Source organism: Chitinimonas sp., from assembly GCF_041904975.1.
Lineage (GTDB): Bacteria > Pseudomonadota > Gammaproteobacteria > Burkholderiales > Chitinimonadaceae > Chitinimonas.
The window spans coordinates 1-4907 of the sequence record NZ_JAYRLZ010000188.1; the positions used below are offsets into that span (position 1 = coordinate 1).

At 62.9% G+C, this 4907-nt stretch carries 5 protein-coding genes; all 5 read right to left on the reverse strand.

Translation table 11 applies throughout. The features are described from left to right. Window positions 1-627, reverse strand: a 627-nt coding sequence (locus tag ACE3OH_RS15750; protein WP_374354996.1) for a flagellar motor protein, incomplete at its 3' end; no start/stop codon positions are given. A 56-nt stretch (window positions 628-683) separates the two neighbouring features. Further along, complete coding sequence (locus ACE3OH_RS15755; RefSeq protein WP_374354999.1) at window positions 684-1430, reverse strand: RNA polymerase sigma factor FliA; 747 nt, start codon at window positions 1428-1430, stop codon at window positions 684-686. Between the two features lie 113 nt (window positions 1431-1543). Beyond that, the gene (locus ACE3OH_RS15760) at window positions 1544-2443 is read right to left on the reverse strand and encodes a MinD/ParA family protein (protein ID WP_374355002.1); all 900 of its coding nucleotides are present in this window, start codon (window positions 2441-2443) and stop codon (window positions 1544-1546) included. After that, the gene (gene flhF / locus ACE3OH_RS15765) at window positions 2440-4080 is read right to left on the reverse strand and encodes a flagellar biosynthesis protein FlhF (protein WP_374355005.1); all 1641 of its coding nucleotides are present in this window, start codon (window positions 4078-4080) and stop codon (window positions 2440-2442) included. Before flhF ends, ACE3OH_RS15760 begins: the two co-directional genes overlap by 4 nt. Before the next feature lie 68 nt (window positions 4081-4148). Next, a partial coding sequence (locus ACE3OH_RS15770; RefSeq protein ID WP_374355008.1) for an FHIPEP family type III secretion protein occupies window positions 4149-4907 on the reverse strand: 759 nt, incomplete at its 5' end.

A 4907-nucleotide genomic window follows, 5' to 3' on the forward strand; every position in this document is an offset into this window, starting at 1 on the left:
CTGGCGCAATTTGTTGGAGATGGGCAGAAAGAACAGATTGGCCGAACCCACCCCATAGATGGTGGCGACAAAGGCCACCGCGATGCCGGCACCGAGCTTGGAGGGGTCGGACAGGTTTTCCATCACGTGGATCAGCCCCATCACCGCGCCGAGAATGCCGATGGTGGGCGCATAGCCGCCGGCTGCACCCCAGATCTGCGCGCCGGCGCGATATTTCTCGTCATAAGCGCTGGGGTCCAGCTCCATGGTCTGGCGAATGGCCTCCGGCTCGGCGCCATCGACCAGCATTTGCAAGGCGCGACGGATAAAGGGGTCTTTCTCGCTCATCAGCGGGGTTTCCAGTGCCAACAGCCCACCGCGCCGGGCGGTATTGCTCCAGGTCACCATGGTCTTTACCAGTGCTTCCGGGTCGTCCTTGGGCGGCAACACCACCCAGCGCAGCATGCGGGTGCCGTCGAGAAAGCTGGTCAGGGTACTTTGCAGCAATACTGCGCCGGCGGTGCCGCCGATGACGATCAAGAAGGCGGTGGCCTGCAGCAGTGAGGAAATGCGGCCGCCCTCGAGCACCTGGCCGCCGACGATGGCGCATAAACCGATTAACAGGCCGATCAGGCTCAATCTATCCATGTAGGGGGCGTTCGTGGTTAAGGTTGATCTGTATGCTCATCGGCCTGCCGCATTTCCTACTTGCCGGTCCAGTCGCGCAGTTTGACGCGCAGGCGGGCAATTGCCTGGCTATGCAGCTGGCACACGCGTGACTCCGATACATTGAGTACGGCGCCGATTTCCTTGAGATTGAGGTCCTGCTCGTAATACAGCGCCATGACCAGCTTTTCGCGCTCGGGCAGGTTGGCGATGCCATCAACCAGCACCTGACGGAAATTGCCCTCGTCCAGTTCATTCAGCGGGTCGGACAGCATATCGGCGGCGAGCGAATCGAGCATATGCGGAGCATCGTCGTCGTCATCGCGGTCATCGTAGTAGATCAGCTGATGGCCACGGCAATCGCCAAGCAGTTCCTGATACTCGCTCAGGCTCAGATTCATCGCGGCGGCCATTTCCGACTCGGTAGCCGGTCGGCCGAGCTGATGCTCGAGCTTGACCATGGCGCTTTCGATATCGCGCATCGAACGGCGCAGATGGCGCGGCAACCAGTCGGCCTCGCGCAATTCGTCGAGCATGGCGCCACGGATGCGCTGGCTGGCATAGGTCTCGAACTGCACACCGGCGGTGACATCGAAGTTACGTGCGGCTTCCATCAGGCCGATCAGGCCGGCCTGGATCAGGTCATCGACTTCGACGCTGGCCGGCAGGCGGGAAACCAGATGGTAGGCAAGGCGTTTGACCAGCGGCGCATTGGCATTGACGCGCTCTTCCACCGGATCGGCGGCATTTTGCCGGTACAGACCAAGGGCGCGGGTAGATGGCATGCTTTGTGTCGGAGAAAAGTTAACTTAGTTATGCCCTAGTTATCGGGGCTTTGCCAGCATTGCACGCGCATTGTGGTAAAGCGTAGCAATCGGCAGTGCTCGCTGGCAATGGCTCAGCGGTCATGATCCAGCCTTCGGCATAGCTCGAGTGCCCGATACATCAGGTTGGCGCTATCGGCGCTGCTGCTGCGGCGCGGCCAGCGGCGCATGGCCGCGGCCAGCTGGGCAAACGCAACACTGGCTTCGCTTTGCGGGAAGGCATGTGCAACTGGCTGGCCGAGCTTGTTGGCACGTGCCAGCTGCTCGTCTTCCGGTACAAAGCCGATCAGCTTCATGCTGACATCGAGATAACGCAGGGCCACTTCCTTCACCCGGTTGAACAGCGCCATGGCGGTTTCCAGCGTACGCACCCGGTTCGCCAGCAAGCGAAAATCGCGCCGGCCGAATTCGGTATGCAGACGCTTGATGGTGGCATAGGCCGAAGTGATCGAATCGGCCGAGGGGGTGATCACTACCACCACCTCGTCTGCCGACAGCGCGAGGCCCGGTGCGTGGTCATCGGCAATCGGCCGGGCGTCGATCAGCACGCAGTCGATGCGCGCAATCAGCGAATCGTATTCGTCGCTAAGCTGCTCGGCGCGGCCAGGAGGCAGGCGGTTGATGGCGGCCGGAAAGGCGGCCGGCATCAGCTCGAATCCGGGGGCGGATAGCAGCAATTCATCCAGCCGCACTTCGCGGGCGGCGGCGTGCTCGAAGGCGTGGCGCTGGCGCAGCTGCAGGCGCTGGATGGCGTTATGGCGGCTTTCGTCTTCATCCAGCAGCAAAACACGCTGATCCAGCGCGGCAATCGAGGCGGCCAGATTCAGGCTCAGCGTGGTCACGCCGGTGCTGCCGCCTCCAGTCAGGGCAATGGACTGGCCTCCGGCGCCGCCCACCAGCTTGCGCAGGCTCGCTGCCTGGTCGGTGGCTATGGTGGCAACACTGTTGTCGAAGCGATCCATCCGCTTGCTCACGCTGCCGTTTCGCGCCAGGTAAAGTCCAGCGTCGGGCTTTGCGCGCCGACGAACAGGGCGTACTCCTCTTGCTTGAGGCGGTAGGCTGGCGCTTCCGGCGGGGTTTTGAATACCCGGTCGATCAGGTAGGCGGCGCTGGCGAGATGCAGGTCTTCCGGCACGCGCTGCCCATTGGTGATGTAGTAGAGCGGCAGCTTGTAGCGCACGATCACATCAAGGCCGCTACCGAGGCTGAATGCTTCATCGGTCTTGGTGAATACGCAACCGGCGAGGCCCTCGCCGTGATAGCGCCGCACCACATCGTCCAGCGTGCTGCCATGGGCATTGGCGCTGAGCAGCAACAGGCGTTTGACCGGCGTGGTCTGGCCGGCCAGCAGGGCAATCTGCTCGACTACCCGCTGATCGCGCTGGCCCATGCCCACCGTGTCGATCAGCACCAGAAGGCGATTGCGCAAATCGGCCAGGGTTTGTGCCAGATCGCTCTCGTCGGTGACTGCATATACCGGCACCCCCAGTATCTTGCCGTAGATGCGCAGCTGGTCCTGCGCGCCGATACGGTAGCCATCGGTGGTGATCAGGGCGACGCGCGCTGCGCCATGCTTGAGCGTGGCACGTGCCGCCAGCTTGGCCACCGTGGTGGTCTTCCCGACACCGGTGGGGCCGACCAGGGCATAAACGCCGCCGGCATCGACAATATCGCTGCCGTTGCCGACAGTGGGCAGATTATGTTGCAGCGCGGTGCGCGCCCATTTCATGCCGCGCTCGATGCTATAGCCCTGCGGCATATGTTCGACGATCTGCCGGCTCAAGGCTGGGCTGAAGCCTACGCCGAGCAGGCGCCGCAGTACTTCCAGCCGCTCCGGGTTCTGCCGCTTCAATTCATTCCAGGCCAGCCCGGCCAGCTGGCCTTCCAGCAGGCTGCGCAGCATCTTGATTTCGCCGCTGATGTCTTCCATGCCATGGCTGAGGGTGTCGATGCGCCGGCTGTGTTCGCCAAGATCGAGCGGCGGCGCGGACTGGATAGGCGCGGCGGCGAGGATGCTGGCAGGGGCGGGCGGGGCAGCTTCAACGGCGGTGCCTGTTTTGGCATTGCCAGAACCCAATACCGGTTCCACCCGCTGACCACTGTTTACCGGCGCCTGGGTGAGGTCCAGCTCCGGCGGCTCATAGCGGTAGCGTGCCGTGAAGGGTGTAGCCGGCGTTGGCGCCGTTTCCGGGATGATGTCGTGCACCGCTTCCGGCGCGATCACCACGGCCGGGCGCGCGGGTTCCGGCGCGGCGGGCCTGGCGGCAGACGGGCGCGGTGCTTCGGCCTTGGCCGGGCTGCGCAGGCTGCTGCTGAGCGAGAGTTCCTCGTCATCATCAAGCTCGGCCGGCAGGGCATAGGTGCGCTGCAGCGCACGGCTGGCCGCCTGGGCTGGTGGGGCCGCTTTTGCTGCTGGGGCATTGCGCGCGTTTGTAGGCACGGTGGGCGCTTTGCCCAAGGTGGCGACTTCGGTGTCGGCCACTGCCATGATTTCGATCTGCCCATCCGGCATTTGCCGGTTGGACAGGATCAGCGCATCGGGCCCCAGCTCATCGCGTACCTGTTTGAGTACTTCGCGCGTGGTGGCGCCGTGGAATTTCTTGACGACCATGATCTTGTCCCTTTCTTGGTCGATTGCGGTTTCAACCGTCTTCTATTGGCTGTGCATCCCGGGTTGGCTCAGGCCGCCGCAGCGCGGCCGCCGAGCACGCCTACCACCCGGATGGTCTTGTTGTCGGGTATTTCACTATGCGCCAGCACGCGGAACTGCGGGATGGAGCGGCGCAAAAAGCGGCTCAGCAGTGGCCGCAACTGCGATGGCGTAATCAGCACACTGTTCATGCCCTGGTTTTCCATTTGTTCGGTGAGCTGGCTGGCCTGCTGCAATAGCGATTCGGCAAGGCCGGGCTCGAGGCCACCACCCTTGCCCTGGCTGGCCTGCAGCAGGATCTGCTCCAGATTGGGGTCGAGTGCGATCACCTGCAATTCGCTCTCGCCCGGGAACAGCTGGTGAACAATGGCGCGTCCAAGCGCGACGCGTACTGTGGAAGTCAACTCATCGATATCACTGGTCTTGAGCATATGTTCGCCCAGTGTCTCGAGAATGGTGCGCATATCGCGGATATGCATGCCTTCGTCGAGCAGGTTTTGCAGCACTTTTTGCAAGGTGCCGATCGGAATCACCTTGGGCACCAGGTCTTCGATCAGCTTGGGCAATTCCTTGCCGACATGGTCGAGCAGCTGCTGCACTTCCTCGCGGCCGAGCAATTCGGAAGCATGGCTTTGCAGCAGGTTGGAAATATGCGTGGCAACTACCGTGCTGGCGTCCACCACGGTGTAGCCGAGCGCCTGGGCCTGTTCGCGCAGATGGTTGTCTATCCACACTGCAGGCAGGCCAAAGGTCGGGTCGGTGGTCGGGTTGCCCGGTAGCGGCCCCAT